Source organism: Micromonospora qiuiae (assembly GCF_016863555.1).
Classification (GTDB): Bacteria; Actinomycetota; Actinomycetes; order Mycobacteriales; family Micromonosporaceae; genus Micromonospora; species Micromonospora qiuiae.
Genome location: NZ_BOPC01000079.1, coordinates 1 through 15,337 on the forward strand (window position 1 = coordinate 1; position 15,337 = coordinate 15,337).

At 70.4% G+C, this 15,337-nt stretch carries 15 protein-coding genes and 1 tRNA gene; 3 read left to right on the forward strand and 13 right to left on the reverse strand.

What is annotated here, in order from left to right:
- The coding region (locus tag Vqi01_RS30995; protein WP_239098622.1) for an Hsp70 family protein at positions 1 to 1,051 on the forward strand (1,051 nt) is incomplete at its 5' end.
- Positions 1,052 to 1,903: 852 nt separating this feature from the next.
- Here Vqi01_RS30995 and Vqi01_RS24015 read toward each other — a convergent pair.
- The 5 genes from Vqi01_RS24015 to Vqi01_RS24035 form a co-directional block, all read right to left on the reverse strand.
- Positions 1,904 to 2,281: a magnesium transporter CorA family protein gene (locus Vqi01_RS24015; RefSeq protein ID WP_204037115.1), complete on the reverse strand. Its 378-nt coding sequence runs from the start codon at positions 2,279 to 2,281 to the stop codon at positions 1,904 to 1,906.
- A complete protein-coding gene (locus tag Vqi01_RS24020) occupies positions 2,253 to 3,056 on the reverse strand; it encodes a hypothetical protein (protein WP_204037116.1) in 804 nt (267 codons plus the stop codon). Before Vqi01_RS24020 ends, Vqi01_RS24015 begins: the two co-directional genes overlap by 29 nt.
- A gap of 88 nt (positions 3,057 to 3,144) precedes the next feature.
- Complete coding sequence (locus Vqi01_RS24025) at positions 3,145 to 4,104, reverse strand: tyrosine-type recombinase/integrase (RefSeq protein WP_204037117.1); 960 nt, start codon at positions 4,102 to 4,104, stop codon at positions 3,145 to 3,147.
- Positions 4,105 to 4,217: 113 nt separating this feature from the next.
- Positions 4,218 to 4,291 (reverse strand) — tRNA-Pro (locus Vqi01_RS24030).
- 160 nt (positions 4,292 to 4,451) lie between these two features.
- Positions 4,452 to 5,405 (reverse strand): LysR family transcriptional regulator, encoded by a 954-nt coding sequence (locus Vqi01_RS24035; RefSeq protein WP_204037118.1) that lies wholly within the window; start codon positions 5,403 to 5,405, stop codon positions 4,452 to 4,454.
- Between the two features lie 79 nt (positions 5,406 to 5,484).
- Between Vqi01_RS24035 and Vqi01_RS24040 the strand changes: the two genes are divergently transcribed.
- Together Vqi01_RS24040 and Vqi01_RS24045 are read left to right on the forward strand one after the other, a co-directional pair.
- Positions 5,485 to 6,336, forward strand: coding sequence for an NAD(P)-dependent oxidoreductase (locus Vqi01_RS24040; RefSeq protein WP_204037119.1), 852 nt, complete (start codon positions 5,485 to 5,487; stop codon positions 6,334 to 6,336).
- Entirely contained in the window at positions 6,333 to 6,755 is a 423-nt protein-coding gene (locus Vqi01_RS24045; protein ID WP_204037120.1) for a RidA family protein, read from the forward strand. The genes Vqi01_RS24040 and Vqi01_RS24045 overlap by 4 nt, the downstream gene beginning before the upstream one ends.
- A gap of 230 nt (positions 6,756 to 6,985) precedes the next feature.
- Here Vqi01_RS24045 and der read toward each other — a convergent pair whose 3' ends face one another.
- The 8 genes from der to ald form a co-directional block, all read right to left on the reverse strand.
- Positions 6,986 to 8,389 (reverse strand): ribosome biogenesis GTPase Der, encoded by a 1,404-nt coding sequence (gene der, locus Vqi01_RS24050; protein ID WP_204037121.1) that lies wholly within the window; start codon positions 8,387 to 8,389, stop codon positions 6,986 to 6,988.
- The gene (cmk, locus tag Vqi01_RS24055; protein WP_204037122.1) at positions 8,386 to 9,066 is read right to left on the reverse strand and encodes a (d)CMP kinase; all 681 of its coding nucleotides are present in this window, start codon (positions 9,064 to 9,066) and stop codon (positions 8,386 to 8,388) included. Before cmk ends, der begins: the two co-directional genes overlap by 4 nt.
- Positions 9,067 to 9,219: 153 nt before the next feature.
- A complete protein-coding gene (locus Vqi01_RS24060; protein ID WP_204037123.1) occupies positions 9,220 to 9,990 on the reverse strand; it encodes a pseudouridine synthase in 771 nt (256 codons plus the stop codon).
- Complete coding sequence (scpB, locus tag Vqi01_RS24065; RefSeq protein WP_204037124.1) at positions 9,977 to 10,849, reverse strand: SMC-Scp complex subunit ScpB; 873 nt, start codon at positions 10,847 to 10,849, stop codon at positions 9,977 to 9,979. The genes Vqi01_RS24060 and scpB overlap by 14 nt, the downstream gene beginning before the upstream one ends.
- Positions 10,846 to 11,901, reverse strand: a complete 1,056-nt coding sequence (locus Vqi01_RS24070) for a segregation and condensation protein A (RefSeq protein ID WP_307825180.1) — start codon at positions 11,899 to 11,901, stop codon at positions 10,846 to 10,848. Before Vqi01_RS24070 ends, scpB begins: the two co-directional genes overlap by 4 nt.
- A gap of 44 nt (positions 11,902 to 11,945) precedes the next feature.
- Entirely contained in the window at positions 11,946 to 12,869 is a 924-nt protein-coding gene (locus Vqi01_RS24075) for a ParA family protein (RefSeq protein ID WP_204037125.1), read from the reverse strand.
- 279 nt (positions 12,870 to 13,148) lie between these two features.
- Positions 13,149 to 14,156, reverse strand: coding sequence for a site-specific tyrosine recombinase XerD (locus Vqi01_RS24080; RefSeq protein WP_204037139.1), 1,008 nt, complete (start codon positions 14,154 to 14,156; stop codon positions 13,149 to 13,151).
- Positions 14,153 to 15,268, reverse strand: coding sequence for an alanine dehydrogenase (gene ald / locus Vqi01_RS24085; RefSeq protein ID WP_204037126.1), 1,116 nt, complete (start codon positions 15,266 to 15,268; stop codon positions 14,153 to 14,155). Before ald ends, Vqi01_RS24080 begins: the two co-directional genes overlap by 4 nt.
- Between the last annotated feature and the right edge of the window lie 69 nt (positions 15,269 to 15,337).

Below are 15,337 nucleotides of genomic sequence, written 5' to 3' on the forward strand. Positions count from 1 at the left end.
GACGCAGCAGACCATCGCCGCCGCTGAACTGTCCGCCAGCGACCTGGCAGGGATCTACTGCGTGGGAGGCAGCGCTCGCCTACCGCACCTGGACGCGGCGATCACCGAGCACACCGGGATCACCCCGACCATCGTGGCCGAGCCTCAGCTCGTCGCGGCGCTCGGCGCTGCCGAGGCTGGCCCCACGAACCCCGGCCCGGCGGCTGCGGTAGACGTACCGGTGCCGCCGGTGCGCAGGGCTATCGAGATCGCGGTGCCAGGATTCGCGTCCCTGGCGCTGATCTGGCAGTGCATCGTGACCGCCGAACGACACAACGTCACCCTCGGCATGCACTACTGGGTCAACTTCAACTGGGGTGGACTGGCCATGGCGGCCGTGTTCGCCCTGCTGTCATGCCTCGCTACCGGAACCCTCCTCGGCTCCCTGATCGCAGCGCGCAGTCCGACACCGGACGTCCGAACAGAAGGCGGGAAAGTCAGTATCGGCATCCTCGCTGCCGTCTCCCTCGGAGCCGCCATCACGGGCCTCTACGCCGTGGTCACCAGCCAGTACTTCACCCTGCCGGTGAGTAGCTTCCTGCGCTGGGCACTATGGCCCATCACCCCTATCGCCGTGTTGGCGCTCGTGATGGCGATCGTTGCCGCCCGCCAGTGGCGCACACCGCACGACGGCTGGTCGGCCCTGCTGGCCACACCAACCGGCTCCGTCATCGCCGCCGCCCTCGGCATGCTGCTGATCCAATATTCCCTGACCGCTCCCCGATGGCCACACATGGTGATATGGATCGACCTCACCGGCCGGGTCGGCGGGCTGCTCCTGGGCACCGGAATCGTCATGGCACTCGTCACCCCGCTGATCTTCCGCATCATCCTGGCCGCACCAATCGCGGTCATCAGCGCCGCGATCGTCAACACACAATCCACCGGCATCCTCGCCGTCTGCTACGCCCTCGCCGTAGCGATCTGGTGGGCAACCCGAGTGTGGACACGCATCATCCACCCCACGACCGCCACCACGGCACCCGTCCGACCTCCCGCCAGAGGTGAATAAGACGCGCTGACCACGGCAGCTGATGTCGCCGGCACCGCCGCGCAAGCGGCAATCGACCCCACCAGTGTTCACGGCGATCCACCTCACCTACCGGATCGCCGGTGCACTCGCTGATTGCGATAGCCCAAAGACAGCGACCGCCACCATGCACGCTCACGCTGAAGCTCACTCGCCGATGGCTACCTCATTGATCCCCTCGCGGCATGCGACCGGATCGATTTCTCGCGGGACCTTGCGGGACCGGTGAGTGGTCCCCCAACCCGTTCCTCGCCATCGAGCTGCAAAACACGGCGAAACGGACCACCCGCAGGTGAGTGAGGTGGACCGCCGCCTCTGTGGCGGCGAATAAGGCGACGACACCGTTGATCGTGACGACGGGCGGGCCGACGCCGTCGAGGATCTGCCGGGCCGTAGATCGCGGCACACCCGCCGACGGCACCGTGACGTCGTGCCGCAGCACGAGCATCTCAACCGCGTTGGCGTGCCCACCGCCGGCCAAGCAGATGATCCGGTGCAGACGAAGAACCAGGTAGCCGAACGACAGGATCGATCATGTCAGCGTCTGCAGTCGAGTCCCCGAACGATCCAGGCGGCAACCCGACCGGCATACAGACTCAATCGAAAGCTAAGAGATCATTAGCCATGAAGGCAGGCGTCCGCCGAGGCGTGCTCGGCTACCCAAACCATCGAGCTGTAGTATCAGTGCATGCGCACTCAAAGTGCGCACCGATGCGGAAAATCTGTGTCCGAGGGGGGACTTGAACACCGGCTGGCCGGGCGATAGCCCCCATCATTGTCGGTGGTCACCTTCCAGCACTCGGACAAGTCCGTCTGGCGCACGCCGGCACGGGGCTATCGGTCGCGATCTTCCAGGTTGAGGCGATGCCGGTCAGCGAATGCGCGGGCACGTACCTCGTTGTTGAAGGCGGTGTCGATCTCGTCGTCCCATTCGTCGTCGGTCACGTCGTCCCGGGGGCTGGCGGGCTGCTCGGCGTATTCGTGGTAGACGAGCCAGCAGCCACGTATTCCGTCGAGAAGGTCTTCGAGCATGTCGCGGGCGGGACGACGCGGGTCCAGAGTGGTCAGCCGGATCGTCGTGAACTCGGCGTGCGCCTCGGGGTCGTCCGCCCCGTACCGTTCCACGTTCTCGTCCGCTTCCTCGATTTTGTCTCGTAGCTCATCGATGTCAGGTGCCTTGCCCTCAGCCACCGCCATGGCGTCGCTGATCATGCTGGTAACCACATGCGTGGGTGACAGACCGATCTCCATCAGCTCCAGCACTGCGGTCGGCGTCGCGTGCGGTAGTGCCTCGATGTCGTCGGCTTCCATCACGATCTCGGTCACGGCGGTCCCGGACAGCTCCGAGGTCACTTCGGCGGCGGCCTGCAGCCAGTGCGCGGCCCGCCACGCACGCCGAGGTCGGGTCGAGGTTGAGAAACAATTCGCCCGCGCCGAGCGGATCGTCAGTCAGGATCTGGTTGGCGGCGGCGACCTGGACCGGCGAGGCGTCTTGCCGGGTGAGTTGCACCGCCTGGGTCGAACGTCCCGACAGGTCTCCCAGTTCGGCGCCCTCCACCGCGGCGATCTCGGTCTGCACATCGGCGATGACGGCTGCGGTGAGATCGGTGACCGCGGCGGTGTGCAGGCAACGTCCCACTCGGTGGGCGTACTCCTCGACGGGGTCGTATGAGACGGTCAGGATGCCATCGTCGTCAGGCAGGTTCGGCTTGCTGATGTGTGCCGTCACCGAGGCGAACTGGTTGCGGGTCCGCTCTCGTCGCCACCCCTCACTGTTGAGCTCCAGGCTGTCGGCGGCGCTCGCCGGGTGCGTGTAGCAGCGCCACAGCGCTTCGGACAGCCGTGACAACTCGGCTGCCAGCGCCAGCCGCTGCCTTGATGTCGCGCTCGCCGGCAGCGTCGCGACCTGAGTCGCGACAGATCCGTAGCCGGTTTCCCAGCTCGCCATCAACTCGCTACGGCTCTCGTCGACCGCGTACCGCGTCATCGCCTCCCCTTCCGAAAGCTCGCCGCAGCCTACCGGTGACGGCGCGGTCACACACGGCCCCGCGTGTGTGACCGCGCCAGTCGACCGCCTATACGCGCTCGCCGATACCCAGTCGCGCCTGTGTCTCTTGTGCCCGTTCGGCTGCGGCGCTGGCGCCGTAGTGGCGGGGCATGTCCTCTGATGTCCATCCGAGCAGGAGCATCAAGTCACCGGTGTCGCCGCCGGCGCGTTTCCACTCGTGGGCGAAGCTGTGCCGCCACCGGTGCGCGTGCACGTCCGCCACCCCGGCCGCCGCCCCCAACCGCTTGAGCAGGATCTTGATGCCGTTCGGAGCCAAGGGCGCGCTGCCGCGTTCGGCCAGGCACAGGTTCGGCAGGGCAGCGCCTCTGTGCTTGTCCCGGGCCCGCAGATACCGGGACAGCGCCCGGGCCGTCTTGGGTCCGAACCGTACCCGCCGATCCTTCGCGCCCTTTCCGTGGAAACGCACCGACTCCGTGTTCAGATCCACGTCAGCGACCAGGAGGTTGCCGACCTCCGACAGGCGTGCGCCGGTGTTGCAGTACAACCGGACCAACGCCTCGTCGCGCAGATTCGCGAAGCCTTTGCCCTTGCAGGCGTCGAGCAACTTGCTGGTGTCCTCGTCCCGCATGACCGGGATCAGCTTCCGGGGTGTCTTCGGCTGCCGCACCCGTTCCATCGGCGAGCGGTCGATGGCCTCCTCGTCGACGAGCAGCCACTTGAAGAACTGCTGCAGTCCCTTGTGCTTGTTCAACGCCGTCGACGCGGACCTGGTCTCGATCATCCAACCTTGGAAAGCCTCCACATGCGCCCGCGTCACCGCACACGGATCCTCGGCCGCGTCCACGGCGTCCGGATCCGGCGACTGCTCTGCCAGATAGCGGCCAAGCTGCGCGGCGGCCAACAGGTAGTTGTAGCGGGTGGTCTCCGGATAGTTCCCCGCCCGCAGGGACCGGTCCCAGTCGCGGAGGAACCCGGCCCAGGTCCGGGAGAGCCCGGCGGTGAGTTTTTGAAGATCCAGTAGTGGCATGACAACCTGCCCGAGTCAAGGAGTCCAACAGCGGCGTGCTAGACCAGGCATCCATGCCGAGCAATGAAAAGAGGGCTCCCACAAGTCTCTGACCTGCGGAAACCCTCTCGCTGTCGGGACGGCCGGATTTGAACCGACGACCCCTTGACCCCCAGTCAAGTGCGCTACCAAACTGCGCCACGTCCCGATGCCGCCGCAAGGTCTCCCGCGACGGCCGGTACAGCTTAGCGCAGGATCTGTCCCGCGTCGCACAGGCCCCTCTGGCGGACGCACGACCCCACCGACCAGCCCTACACTCGCCAGGCGCAGGCGGTCTTGAGGTCTCCGCGTCCTGCTCGGCTACGGCTTCAGCCGAATGCGCCTGCAGCCTCGTGAAGATAGGTGAGGAAGCGGCTGACCGCAGGCGGTCGGGACCGTCCGACAACGGTGGCGGCGAAGATCCGGCGGATGGACTCGTCGTCGGGGTGCAGGCTCAGCAACGTGATGTCGGCGGGCGCTCCCCGCACGGCCAGGGCCGGAACAAGGGCCACGCCGAGCCCGACCGCGACACAGCCGAGTTTGCCGGTCCACTCCGCGGCGACGATGTCGACGCGGGGTTGGAAGCCGCTGGGCAGGCTGGCCCGCAGCAGGTTCTCCTCGTCGGTCGCCGAGCCCACGATGAACGGGTCGTCGGCCAACTCCACCAGCCGCACCGTGCGCCGTCGGGCGAGCCGGTGGTCGCGCGAGACCGCGACCAGCAGTCGCTCGTCGACCAGATGATGCAGGTGGAAACGCGAGGTATCGATCTGAGTCGTCGGCGACGTGCTCACCGCGGCGGCGTCAGCCTCCCGCGCGGTATCGGTCTGGGTCGCCGGCGACATGCTCACCACGGCGATGTCGGCCTCGCCGGCGGTCAGGCGATCCAAGAGCGACGGCGTCATCCCCTCGACCAGCGACAACGCCACCTGCGGATACGCGGCGCGGAACGACGCGAGAGCGCGGGGAACGAGTGCCGCGACGGCGGTAGGGAACGCCCCGACGCGCAGCCGGCCGCTGCCCAGGCCGCGCAGTTCGTCGAGGTCTCGTCGGACGGCCACGAGCCGGTCGAGCAACGCCTCCGCGTGCGGCAACAGGAGGCGCCCTTCTTCGCTGAGTGTCACGCCCCGGGGCAGTCGGTCGAACAGTCGTGCCCCGATGTCCGCTTCCAGGGCGGCGATCTGCCGCGACACGGCGGATTGGGTGAAGCGCAGCTGGCGGGCGGCGGCGGTGATCGAGCCGTGGCGCGCGACGGCCCGGAACACCTCCAGAAGTTGGGTCTCCACCTTCGCATGCTAGTGACGCATGGCAGGGATGCAAGACATTCGTTAGTCGCATGCTGGGATCGGTTCTAGCGTGGCCGCCATGACTGACATCGCAGTGTTGGGCACCGGGCGGATGGGCACGGCGGTCGCGCGCCGGCTGTTAGCGGGAGGCAACCGGGTCAGCGTGTGGAACCGCACCCCCACCAAGGCCAGGGCGCTGGCCGCAGCGGGAGCCCACGTCGCCACGACGCCAGCTGCCGCGGTGGCCCGGGCCGATCTGGTGCTCACCTTGCTGACGGACGCCGCGGCGGTGGAGGCCACGCTGTTCGGCGCCGACTCCACCCTGGCGGCCCTCCGGTCGGGAGCGATCGTGGTCCAGATGTCGACGATCGCGCCCGACGAGATGAGCCGGATCGCCGCACGCCTGCCCGCTTCGGTGCCGTTGCTCGATGCCCCGGTCGGCGGCAGCGTGGACGCTGTGACGGCTGGCGAACTGACGATTTTCGCTGGTGGCCCGGCTGCCATCGTGGATCTCGCCGAGCCCGTGCTGCGGGACCTGGGCACCATCCGCCGCTGCGGTCCGGTCGGCGCCGGGGCCGCCCTGAAGCTCGTGGTCAACACGGCGCTGGTCACCGCGCTCGGCGCCTTGCACGACACGCTCGTCGTCGCCGACGGACTCGGCGTCGACCGGGCGGTGGCCCTCGATGCTCTCGCCGCCGGACCGTTGGGCAGCGCGATCCGGCGGGCGACCGCGAGCGGTGCGTCCTTCCCGATCGCCCTCGCTGTCAAGGATGGACGGCTGGCGCTGGGGGCGGCGGGCGCCGCTCCGGTGGCGCCAGCCACCCCGCTGGCACCGGCCACCCCGGTGGCGGTCGCCACGCTGCATCTGCTCGACGCCGCTGCCGATCAGGGCGCGGACGTGTCATCCCTCATCACGTTGGAGAATCGATGAACCTGACGCTGGACAACCCGCCGACCGTGGCCGCGCCGTTCGGCGACCGCTTCGCTCATGTGGCCCGCCTGGATCTCGGGGGCGGTGCGCTGCTGATGCTCGCCGGGCAGGTCGCCGTCGACGACACCGGCGAGATCGTGGCACCCGGCGACGCCGGCGCGCAGGCGATACGGATCTTCGAGATCATTCGCCAAGTTCTCGCCGCGCACGGCGCGGCCTTCGCCGACATCCTGCACATCCGCACTTTCATGACCAGCCTGGACGACCTGCCCGCCTACGGCGCGGTACGCCGCAGCCTGTTTCCCGCCGGCGGGAACACTGCCCCGCCGGCCAGCACGACCCTCGAGGTGAGCCGGCTCTTCCTTCCCGGTGCGGTCCTGGAGATCGAGGTCACGGCGGCGGCGCGGGCCTCAACCTGAAGCAGCTCTGGGGCAGCGCGCCGTCTCGGATCGTTCAGGGCGGTCACCCGCACCACCGTCTCGGATCGTTCAGGGCGGTCACCCGCACCACCGCTAGGGCATCCTAGGAAGATAGGTTCGGGAGTCGGGGCAGGGCCTGAGCCGGACGTCAGGCGAGACGGCCAGGCCGGAGGTGGACATAGAGACGGGCAGGGCCGGGGAAGCACCCCGACCCTGCCCGGGAACGACGATCAGCCGTGTGCCTTGCCCCGGCCGCCGGGGCCGAGCTTCTTGCGCGGGCGTACCGAAATCTCGATCGGGGTGCCCTCGAAGCCGAACTCCTCGCGCAGCTTGCGCTCGACGAAGCGCTGGTAGCCGGCGTCCAGCGGCCCGGTGGTGAAAAGCACGAAGCGCGGCGGCGCCACGCCCGCCTGGGTGGCGAACAGGATGCGTGGCGCCCGTCCCCCGCGGACCGGGTGCGGAGTGGCCTGCACCAGGGCGGTGACCCACGCGTTGAGTTGCGCGGTGGGGACCCGCGTCTCCCAGCTGGCCAGCGCCCGGTCCAGGGCGGCGGCGAGCTTGTCCACGGCCCGGCCGGTCTTCGCCGACAGGTTCAGTCGGATCGCCCACGGGATCCGGCGCAGCTCCCGCTCGATCTCCTTGTCCAGGTAGTACCGGCGATCCGCGTCGACCAGGTCCCACTTGTTGAAGACGATCACCAATGCCCGGCCCGCCTCGGTGACCATGGACAGGATTCGCTGGTCCTGCTCGCTGATCGGCTCGCTGGCGTCGAGCAGCACCACCGCCACCTCGGCCGCCTCGATGGCCGAGGCGGTACGCAGGCTGGCGTAGTACTCGGTGCCGCTGGCCCTGCCCACCCGCTTACGCAGGCCGGCGGTGTCCACCAGGTGCCAGGTCTCGCCGCCGATGGAGACCAGGCTGTCCACCGGGTCGACGGTGGTGCCGGCGACCGCGTCGACCACCGCCCGTTCCTCGCCCGAAAAGCGGTTCAGCAGGCTGGACTTGCCGACGTTCGGCCGGCCCACCAGGGCCACCCGGCGCGGCCCGCGCGGACGGTACTCCGTCACCTTCGGCGCTTCGGGCAGCGCCGCCAGGATGGCGTCGAGCAGGTCGCCGGAGCCGCGACCGTGCAGTGCCGAGACCGGATGCGGCTCGCCGAGGCCGAGCGACCAGAGGGAGGTGGCCTCGAGCTCGATGCTGGTGTTGTCGGCCTTGTTGGCCACCAGGATCACCGGCTTGGCGCTGCGGCGCAGCATCTTCACCGCCGCCTCGTCGACGTCGGTGGAGCCGACCGTCGCGTCGACCACGAACAAGACCACGTCGGCGGTGGCCACGGCCGCCTCGGCCTGCGCGGCGATCGCCGCCGCGCGGTCCCTGGCGTCCGGCTCCCAGCCGCCGGTGTCCACCACGGTGAACGCCCGGCCGGACCACTGCGCGTCGTACGGGATGCGGTCCCGGGTCACCCCGGGTACGTCCTCCACCACCGCCTGACGGCGGCCGATGATCCGGTTGACCAGCGTGGATTTGCCGACGTTGGGCCGGCCGACCACGGCCACCACCGGCTGCGGGCCGGTCGGCTCCTCGGTGTCGAGGTCCGGCTCGCGAAGCTCCACCCAACCGTCGTCGTCGCTCACGCCACTCCCCGATCGGCGAGCAGCTCACGCAGCCGCGCCACGACCTCGTCGATGCCCAGTTCGGTGGTGTCCAGTTCCACGGCGTCGGGTGCCTGAGCGAGCGGGTCGGCCTTGCGGGTCGAGTCCAGCCGGTCGCGGCGGGCCAGGTCCGCGGCGGTGGCTGCCACGTCGGAGGCGTCCTCGGCGCTGCGCCGCGCGGCGCGCGCCGCCGCGGAGGCGGTGAGGTAGACCTTCAGGTCGGCGTCGGGGGCCACCACGGAGCCGATGTCGCGGCCCTCGACCACGATCCGCCCCGCGTTGGTGATCATTTCCTGCTGGCGGGCGACCAGCAACGCGCGTACCGCCGGCACGGCCGCCACGGCGGAGACGGCGGCGGTCACCTCGGGCCCGCGGATCTCGGCTTCCACGCTCACCCCGTCGGCGGTCACGCCGTAGCCCGCGGGGTCGGTGCCGATGCACAGGTCGACCTCGCCGGCCACCTTGGCCACCGCCTGGGCGTCGGTCAGGTCGACGCCGGAGCGCAGCACCGCCCAGGTGATCGCCCGGTACATCGCGCCGGTGTCCAGGTACCGGGCCCCCAGGCTCGTGGCGAGCCGTCGGGAGACGGTGGACTTACCCGAACCGGACGGCCCGTCCACAGCGACCACGCAGCGCTCGGCCGGTACGTTTTCCTCCACCGTCGTCCTCCTCAGCCCGTACCTCACGATCCGCCCTCATCGGCGGACGCGAGCGGTTGCCCACATGTGTTCCATCATGCCCGGCGCCGCAGTCTCGCCGCCGCGCCGGACCGCCAGGGAGCCTACTCCTCAGCCGTACCCGCGACCGCGCGGTCAGTCACCCACAGCCTTGAACAGGGCGGCGACCTCCGCGTTGGTCAACCTCCGGGTGCGCCCGGCGCGCAGGTCACCCAGCCGGATCGGCCCGATGGAGGTACGCACCAGCCGGTTCACCGGGTGGCCGACCTCGGCCAGCAGCCGCCGTACGAGGTGTTTGCGCCCTTCGTGCAGCGTCAGCTCCACCTGGGCGATACGCCCCAGAGTATCCACCACCCGGAACGCGTCGACGGTCACGGGGCCGTCCTCCAGCTCCACCCCGGCGGCCAGCCGCTTGCTGAGGTTGCGCGGGATCGGCCCGGCCACCTCGCACAGGTACGTCTTCGGCACTCCGTAGGAGGGGTGCATCAGCCGGTGCGCCAGGTTGCCGTCGTTGGTGAGCAGCAGCAGGCCCTCGCTGTCCGCGTCGAGCCGTCCGACGTGGTAGACCCGCTGTTCGACCCGGCTGCCGAGGAAGTCGGCCAGCGCGGTGCGGCCCTTCTCGTCGGCCATCGTGGAGACCACCCCACGCGGCTTGTTCATCGCCAGGTACACCAGCCGGGTGTCGGCCTGCAGCCGCTCGCCGTCGACGTGGATGACCGCCGTGGTCGGGTCGACCTTGTCGCCGAGCTGCGCGACCCGCCCGTTGACCGTCACCCGCCGCCGGAAGATCAGATCTTCGCAGGCGCGCCGGGAGCCGACACCGGCGGCGGCGAGCACCTTCTGCAGGCGTTCGGGGCCGGTGTAGACGGGCGCGTTCGGGGAGGGGGTGCGGTTATCGCGTGGCATCGGCGAACTCTTCTACGTCGTCGGGAAGGAACGGGGCCAGTGGCGGCAGGTCGTCGAGGCTGTTCAGGCCGAGCTTCTCCAGGAACATGACGGTCGTGCGGTACAGGTAGGCACCGCTGTCGGCCTCGGTGCCGCATTCCTCGACCAGGCCACGGGAGACCAGGGTACGGATGACCCCGTCGCAGTTGACACCCCGGATGGCGGAGATCCGCGACCGGGTCACCGGCTGCTTGTAGGCCACCACCGCCAGGGTCTCCAGCGCTGCCTGGGTGAGTCGGACCGACTGCCCGTCCAGCACGAACCGTTCGACGTAGCTGGCGTATTCCGGCCGGGTGTACAGGCGCCAGCCGCCGGCCGCACGGCGCAGCTCGAAGCCGTGTCCAGCGGCGGTGTAGCCGGCCGCGATCTCGTCGAGCATCGGGCCGACCCGTTCGGCGGGCTGTTCGAGCACCTGGGCCAGGGTCAACTCACTGACCGGCTCGTCCACCACCAGCAGGATCGCCTCCAGTGCGCCGCGCAGCTCCGCGTCGTCGAGCACCGGCGCCGGCGGCGGCGCCGGGCGCCCCCGCCCCGTTCGCTCCTTGCGCGCCGGGCTCTCGACGGCGCCCGCCTGCACCGCCTCGAACTGCCCTGCGCCCACCTCGGCGGTCTGTGCCCCCGCTGCCACCGCGCCCTCCTGCGGATCGGCAGCCTGGGCTTCGGCCGCCTCGGAGCTCGTGGTCTCAGTGCGCCCGTGGGAGGGCACCTTCGCACCAGGATCTGCGGCGTCGGCTTCGGTGGGCGGGGCGGGACGCTGCCACGGGGGGATCCAGGCGGCGGCCTGGTCGGCCAGGGATCCCGGGCGTTCCTCGTTGCTCATCCGGCTCGTTCCTCCGTCGTCGCGTCACCGCTCGCCGCCGGCTCGGTGCCCGGAGCCGGCGCACCGTCCGGGCTCGGCTCGGCGGGGGCGCCAGCGTACTCGTCGATGGTCAGGGCCGGGCCACCGTCGGCGGGACCGGTCCAGCGTACGGTCAACTCCTCCAACGCCTGCTCCTGGACGAAGGCCACCACCCCCTGCCGGTACAGCTCCAGCAGGGCGAGGAAGCGGGCCACCACCTCCAGGGTGGCCTCGCAGTCGGCACAGAGCAGCGAGAAGGTGGCGGTGCCGGCGCGGCGTAGCCGTTCGGCGATGATCCCCGCGTGTTCCCGGACGCTGACCCGGACCATGTGCACGTGGGCGATGGAGACCTCGGGCACCGGTTTCGGGGTCATCGCCCTGACCGCCAGCTTGAGCAGCCGCTGCGGGCCGATGCCGAGCACGAGGTCCGGCAGCGCCTCGGCGTAGCGGGGCTCCAGGGTGACCGCCCGCGGGTAGCGGCGGCCCCCGACTTCCTCCAGCGCGGCGATGTGCGCCGCCGCCTCCTTGTACGCCTTGTACTGCAACAGCCGGGCGAAGAGCAGGTCCCGCGCCTCCAGCAGGGCGAGGTCATCCTCGTTCTCCACCTCGGCGGCGGGCAGCAGCCGGGCCGCCTTCAGGTCGAGCAGGGTGGCGGCGATCAGCAGGAACTCGCTGGCCTCGTCGAGGTCCCAGGCGTCGCCCATCGCCCGGATGTAGGCGATGAACTCGTCGGTCACCTGGTGCAGGGCGACTTCGGTGACGTCGAGCTTGTGTTTGCCGATCAGTTGCAGCAACAGGTCGAACGGGCCGGTGAAGTTGGCCAGTCGCACCGTGAACCCGCCGCCGTCCGCCGACTCCGCACTGTCCGCCGACTCCGCGTCGTCCGTCGCCGCCGCGTCGCCTTCGACGGCCGCGCTCGCCTGGGCCGCCACCCCCACGTCCGCCCCGACGGCTTCGGCCGCCATACCGGCGGCGGCAGCCACCGGGGGCGGGTCACCCGCCGCAGCGGGCGGATCGAGAGGCGGCGCGCTCACGCCGACGACCGTAGTCCACGGCCTGACCACCAGGGGTTACCGGCCTACCGCTCCGACTGCGCGGCGATCACCTCGCGCGCCAACTGACGGTAGTTGCGGGCGCCGGAGGACGCCGGGTCGAGGGTGGTGATCGGGGAGCCGGCGACGGTGGACTCGGGGAACTTCACCGTCTTGGTGATCACCGTCTGGTAGACCTTGTCGCCGAAGGCCTCCACCACCCGCTGGAGCACCTGCCGACAGTGGGTGGTGCGACTGTCGTACATGGTGGCGAGGATGCCCTCGAGCTCCAGGTCGAAGTTGAGCCGCTCGCGCACCTTGTCGATGGTGTCCAACAGCAGGGCCACACCACGCAGGCTGAAGAACTCGCACTCCAGGGGAATGAGCACGCCGTGCGCCACGGTCAACGCGTTGATCGCCAGCAGGCCGAGCGACGGCTGACAGTCGATCAGGACGTAGTCGTACTCCTTGCGGATGCTCTTGAGCACCCGGGCCAGGGCCATCTCCCGGGCCACTTCGTTGACCAGCTGTATCTCGGCGGCGGAGAGGTCGATGTTGGCCGGCAGCAGATGCAGCCCGGCGACGTCGGTCTTGATCAGCACGTCGTCGGCGGTGACGTCGTCCTGCATCAGCAGGTTGTATACCGACAGGTCCAAATTGTGCGGGTTGACTCCCAGCCCGACCGAGAGCGCGCCCTGTGGGTCGAAATCGACCAGCAGCACCTTGCGGCCGTACTCGGCCAGCGCAGCACCGAGATTGATGGTCGTGGTGGTCTTGCCGACTCCGCCTTTCTGGTTGGCCATCGCGATGATCCGCGCCGGGCCATGCCGGTCGGTCGGCATCGGCTCGGGAATCGGCTTGCGCGTCGTGTAGGCCGCCGGATCGGCCGGACCGAGATCGGCGCTGAGGGAATTCTGCTGCTCACGGAGCTCCGACGTCCAGGTCTCGGCACGGTCACCGTTGCCCGCCATGTCCTCGTAGCCCCCTCCCGACGACCATCCGGCGTCGGAGCCGCCCGACGTCCTTGCGGCGCCGCTGCAGCACCCCGGTCAACTCACCGCGAGGCCGCGCCGATGCCGACTGTACGCCACCGACCAGCAGGCCGTTCGGCACCCGCTCGGCGTGTCGGCCAGCGGCATCGGCCAGGTCCGGCCCGCCCCGGCGACCGTGCGGCCAAGGCGCGCCGCTGCGTCCCGGGCCGCCGTCGAGATTAACGGACGACTCGATCCAGCCACACCGGACGGCCCCGCTCAGTGGCGGGCGCGTGGGTGCGCGGTGGCGTAGACCTCGCGCAGCCGGTCGACGGTGACCAACGTGTAGACCTGCGTGGTGGTGACCGAGGCGTGCCCGAGCAACTCCTGCACCACCCGGACGTCCGCGCCGCCGTCGAGCAGATGCGTGGCGTACGAGTGACGCAACGTGTGCGGTGACACGGCGTGCGGCCCGTCGACGGGCAGGCCGGCGCGCTGCGCCGCCCGACGCAGGATGCTCCAGGCGCCCTGCCGGGTCAGCCCGCCACCACGGGCGTTGAGGAACAGCGCCGGGGTGCCCCGACCAGCGGCGGCCAGCCCAGGCCGGGCGCGTACCAGGTACGCGGTCAGCGCCCGCAGTGCGTACCCGCCGATCGGCACCAGGCGGCTGCGTCCGCCCTTGCCGCGCAACCGCACCACCGTGTCGTCGACGTCCAGGTCGTCCACCGCGGCGCCAACCGCCTCGGAGATGCGCGCCCCGGTGCCGTACAGGAACTCCAGCAGCGCCCGGTCGCGCAGCGCCAGCGGCGCGTCCTCCCCGGCGGCCTGCACCGCTGCGGCGGTCTCCAGCAGCCGGACCACCTCGTCGACCGGCAGCGCCCGAGGCAGCCGGCGCGGCGGGACCGGCGGTCGCACGTCGCGGCTCGGATCGGCGCCGGCCAGGCCCTCCCGGAGCGCGAAACGGTGCAGGCCACGCACGGCGCTGGCCGCCCGGGCCGCGGAGGAGGCCGCCAGCGGCGGATGGCCGTCGTCGCCGACACGCAACCGGGCCAGGTGGCCCTCGACCTCGCCGGTCGAGACCGCCGCCAGGTCGGTCACCCCGGCGGCGGCCAGCGAGGCGAGGTAGCGGTCCAGGTCCCGGCGGTACGACGCCAGCGTGTTCGCGGCCAGTCCACGTTCGACGGTGAGGTGGTCCAGGTAGCCGCGCACGGCACGGCGCAGGGCCGGCGCGGGCTGCTGGCCCGCGCCGGCCCCCTCCGCTGCGCCGGTCGGCGCCCGGCCGGTCAGGCCAGCACCTCGGCCAGTGGCAGGGTGGGCAGGTCGTGCGCCTCGGCGACCGGGCCGTAGACGACGTGTCCGTCGTGGGTGTTCAAACCCAGCGCCAGCGCCGGGTCGCGGCGCGACGCCTCACGCCAGCCGTGGTTGGCCAGTTCCAGGGCGTACGGCAGGGTGACGTTGGTCAGGGCGTAGGTGCTGGTGTTCGGCACCGCGCCCGGCATGTTCGTCACGCAGTAAAAAATCGAGTCGTGCACCCGGTAGACCGGGTCGGCGTGCGTGGTGGGCCGGGAGTCCTCGAAGCAGCCACCCTGGTCGATGGCGATGTCGACGAGCACGCTGCCGGGCTTCATCCGGGAGACCAACTCGTTGGAGATCAGCTTCGGGGCCTTCGCGCCGGGCACCAGCACCGCACCGATGACCAGGTCCGCGTCCAACACCGCCCGCTCGATCTCGTACGCGTTGGAGGCGATCGTCTGCAGGTGGCCCCGGTAGATCGCGTCGGCCTGCCGCAGCCGGGCGATGTTCTTGTCCAGCAGCAGCACCTCGGACTGCAGACCCAGCGCGATGGCGGCGGCATTCATGCCGGAGACACCGGCGCCGATGACGACGGTCTTGGCCGCGTACACGCCCGAGACGCCGCCGGGCAGCACGCCCCGGCCACCGCCGGTGCGCATCAGGTAGAAGGCACCGACCTGCGGCGCGAGCCGACCGGCCACCTCGGACATCGGGGCGAGCAGCGGCAGCGACCGGTCGGGCAGTTCGACCGTCTCGTACGCGATGCCGGTGACTTTGCGGTCGAGCAGCGCCTGGGTGCAGTCCCGGGACGCGGCCAGGTGCAGATAGGCGAAGAGCACCTGCCCCGCGCGCATTCGGTGGCGCTCCCCGACGACCGGTTCCTTGACCTTGAGCACCAGTTCCGCGGCGTCCCACACCTCGTCGGCGCTGTCCAGGATCTTGGCGCCGGCCGCGACGAACTCCTCGTCGGTGATGCTCGACCCGATTCCGGCGCCGGCCTCGATGAGGACCTGGTGGCCGCTGCGGGTGAACTCGTTGACGCCCGCGGGTGTGATCGCCACCCGGTACTCGTGGTTCGTGACCTCACGTGGGATGCCGACCTTCACGATGACGCCGCCTCAACCGTCAGGACAGTGTTCGACCATCATCGTGCCACTTTGGCACACCGGTGCCGA

Coding starts and splice junctions, on each gene's coding strand:
- Vqi01_RS24015 (WP_204037115.1), bottom strand. CDS start 2,281: ATGATCAGCGACGCCATGGCGGTGGCTGAGGGCAAGGCACCTGACATC.
- Vqi01_RS24020 (WP_204037116.1), bottom strand. CDS start 3,056: ATGACGCGGTACGCGGTCGACGAGAGCCGTAGCGAGTTGATGGCGAGC.
- Vqi01_RS24025 (WP_204037117.1), bottom strand. CDS start 4,104: ATGCCACTACTGGATCTTCAAAAACTCACCGCCGGGCTCTCCCGGACC.
- Vqi01_RS24040 (WP_204037119.1), top strand. CDS start 5,485: ATGACTGACATCGCAGTGTTGGGCACCGGGCGGATGGGCACGGCGGTC.
- Vqi01_RS24045 (WP_204037120.1), top strand. CDS start 6,333: ATGAACCTGACGCTGGACAACCCGCCGACCGTGGCCGCGCCGTTCGGC.
- Vqi01_RS24060 (WP_204037123.1), bottom strand. CDS start 9,990: ATGCCACGCGATAACCGCACCCCCTCCCCGAACGCGCCCGTCTACACC.
- scpB (WP_204037124.1), bottom strand. CDS start 10,849: ATGAGCAACGAGGAACGCCCGGGATCCCTGGCCGACCAGGCCGCCGCC.
- Vqi01_RS24075 (WP_204037125.1), bottom strand. CDS start 12,869: ATGGCGGGCAACGGTGACCGTGCCGAGACCTGGACGTCGGAGCTCCGT.